At 48.7% G+C, this 2,660-nt stretch carries 4 protein-coding genes; 1 reads left to right on the top strand and 3 read right to left on the bottom strand.

The annotated features are described in order from the left end of the window. Nucleotides 1–333, top strand: a 333-nt coding sequence (locus OEY64_13215; protein ID MDH5543903.1) for a DUF4231 domain-containing protein, incomplete at its 5' end; no start/stop codon positions are given. 59 nt (nt 334–392) lie between these two features. Here the strand turns inward: OEY64_13215 and OEY64_13210 are convergent. The 3 genes from OEY64_13210 to OEY64_13200 form a co-directional block, all read right to left on the bottom strand. Beyond that, a complete protein-coding gene (locus OEY64_13210; protein MDH5543902.1) occupies nt 393–635 on the bottom strand; it encodes a DUF3343 domain-containing protein in 243 nt (80 codons plus the stop codon). Then, a complete protein-coding gene (locus OEY64_13205) occupies nt 632–1,777 on the bottom strand; it encodes an aminotransferase class V-fold PLP-dependent enzyme (protein MDH5543901.1) in 1,146 nt (381 codons plus the stop codon). Before OEY64_13205 ends, OEY64_13210 begins: the two co-directional genes overlap by 4 nt. A 101-nt stretch (nt 1,778–1,878) precedes the next feature. Continuing rightward, nucleotides 1,879–2,660 (bottom strand): MBL fold metallo-hydrolase (locus OEY64_13200; GenBank protein MDH5543900.1); only part of this gene is annotated, 782 nt, incomplete at its 5' end.

The following is a 2,660-nucleotide window of genomic DNA, read 5'->3' as shown; positions in this document are numbered from 1 at the left end:
CTTGTTAGTTCAAGCATTCCGGTTGTTGCTTTGTCAGTTAGTTCACCTTATTTAAGTTATGTTACATCGATTTTAGGGGTAGCAATTGTTATAAGTGAAGGTTTGCTTCACCTAAATCAATATCATCATAATTGGATTGCCTATCGTAATACTTGTGAGAGTCTAAGGCATGAAAAATATCTCTATTCTGCGATGGCTGGGCCATATTCATTTGGAAATGCTGAGGTTTTGCTGGCAGAAAGAATTGAATCCATAATATCGCATGAAAATGCAAAATGGGTATCAGTTCAACGTAATGTGGCCTTAAATTCAAAAAAAATAGCAGATCAGTGAGAAGAAGTACAAAGGGATAGATTTGGTCTATATAGTAAAAGCCTATGTAAAATCCGATTCTAAAATTTTACCCAGGTATCGTTTACGTGGCGGTAGAAGGAGAGGAGTTCGAGGTTTCCGGCAGTGACCGCTCGCTTTGCCGACTCGATATCTTTTTCGGAAAACTTCAGCGCCATACGGCAGGCGGAGCCTATCTTCCTCGGTTTCAGGATCGGCTTGAACTTTATCTTCTCTGCGCGGAAAAAATCTTCGGCGCGGAGCGTTTCGTATGTAGTATTGAAAACCGCTATGCAGTCGCTCATCGTTTTTTCTTGACCGACAGATCTTTCACAGCTTTTATTAACTTTTTTATATCCCCCCTCTTATTGTAGAAGCCGGGGGAGACTCGCACTGTACCTATCGGGTATGTGCCTATCTCCTTATGCGCGAACGGAGCGCAGTGAAGACCTGTGCGTGTGGCTATCCTATACTTCTTATCGAGATGTTCCGCGACTTCCGAAGGATCCATCTCTCCAACGGTAAACGAAAAAAGCGGAAGACGATTTGCTTCCTTCTCCGGCCAGAAAATATTTACATCCGGGAATTTAATTAAACCTTCATACGCCTCCACGCAGAGTTTCATCTTGTGCCGGAATATCTTTTCTATCCCAGTTTTCTCGATGAACGCAATCCCCGCGTCAAGGCCTGCGATCCCTGAAAAGTTCGGCGAGCCGGGCTCGAAGCGGTCGGGATATGTTTCCGGCATATCCATATCTTCGCTGAAGCTCCCTGTTCCGCCCGAGACAAGAGGTTCGATATCGACGTCGGGGGCGACCGCGAGTATGCCGATACCTGCCGGGCCGTACAGCCCTTTGTGTCCCGACGCGCAGAGTATGCCGATTCCTGATCTCTCCATATCGATTGGGATGACGCCCGCGGTCTGCGCTGTATCGACTATCAATAACAGGCCGAGCTGTTTTGCGATCTTGCCGATAGCTTCCATAGGGAGGAGCAGTCCGTCTACGTTGCTCCCGTGGTTTACGATTATCGCTTTGGTGGCGGGTGTCAGATATTTATTGAACATCTCTTCCGTGAAGCCGGACTTTCCGTCCCACTCAATCGAAGATACTTGCAGGCCGAGCCGTTTATCGAAAACTGTGCGGGAGATAGCGTTGTGCATTCTGCCGGTTGTGATGACGTGGTCGCCGTTTTTAAGAGCGCCCCTGATAGCGATGTTTATCGAGTATGTGCAACCGGGTGTGAATATAAGCCGCGCCGGATCGGGAAGGCCGAAGAATTTGGCGGCGCGTATCCGCGCGGAGTATATGAGCTTATCGGCTTTATATACCAGCGGGTCGCCCCCTCTGCCGGGATTCGCACCGATACCTTCCAGTGCGTTCCTTATAGCACGTATAACCTGAGGCGGTTTAGGCAGAGTCGTTGCTGCGTTGTTCAGGTAGATCAATTTGCGCTCCCTATCTTTTAAATGTCTGCATCAATCTATACTGATATGACAGAGAGCGCAACTTCTGTGGACATGGGGAGTGCGTTCACGCGATCTCCCGGTCATGCCTCGCAGACGATCTTTTCACCCACGGCGACTTTTCTGTAAGTCTCGTGGAAGGTGTTGCGGAACGCTTCGTCAATGGCGTTGTCACAGCAATCATGCGGAGACATCGCAACGAGCTTTAGCTCCTTCTCTTTTAAGAACCCGATATTCTCTTCGACATCCGTGTCAGAGATGCTGATAAGCGGGTGATTATGCCCAGGCATATATTTTTGCATTTCAACGGCAAGCATCCGCAATTTTGAGTCTGTTACCGGATAATGATATCCGCATACGATGCCGTACATCGGCGCATCGAACATCATCTCGGCCCGTTCAACTATTCTGCGTAGAGTTTGATGTCCGCACCCGGAGATAACTACGAGTCCTTTTCCCTCAACGTTTACGACAAGAGCCTGTTCCGCGGTCCATCCCATCATGAAATCCCTGTTCGGGATAGCGCCGGTAGTGGCGATACCTTTTCCGATTGCGACCGGGTTTTCGTTCCATGTCGGTTCCAGCACAGGATACGCCGCGCTTTCACCTACATAAAAGCTCTCTTCGCCAAGCTCTACCTGATTCTTGTTTAAACGGAACGCCCTATGTTTCCTCCATTGGTCGGGGTGGTTATGCGATATAACCACGGTGTCAAAATCATCCCATGATATTCCCATCTTCTCCATCTGCATCGTCAACGGCGTCGGCATATCTGTTGCTGTGTTGACGCCTACATCAAACAGGATGGTGTTACTGTCGGTCCGTACCATGTACGAAACACCCTCTTCGGGTTTCATTTCGCCAT

This window comes from Nitrospinota bacterium (assembly GCA_029881495.1).
Taxonomy (GTDB): domain Bacteria; phylum Nitrospinota_A; class UBA7883; order JACRGQ01; family JACRGQ01; genus JAOUMJ01.
This window is presented reverse-complemented; position numbering and strand designations above follow the sequence as displayed.

Bases quoted from the DNA above. Each gene is read 5' to 3' on its own strand.
- OEY64_13210 (MDH5543902.1), bottom strand. From the start codon at position 635: ATGAGCGACTGCATAGCGGTTTTCAATACTACATACGAAACGCTCCGC.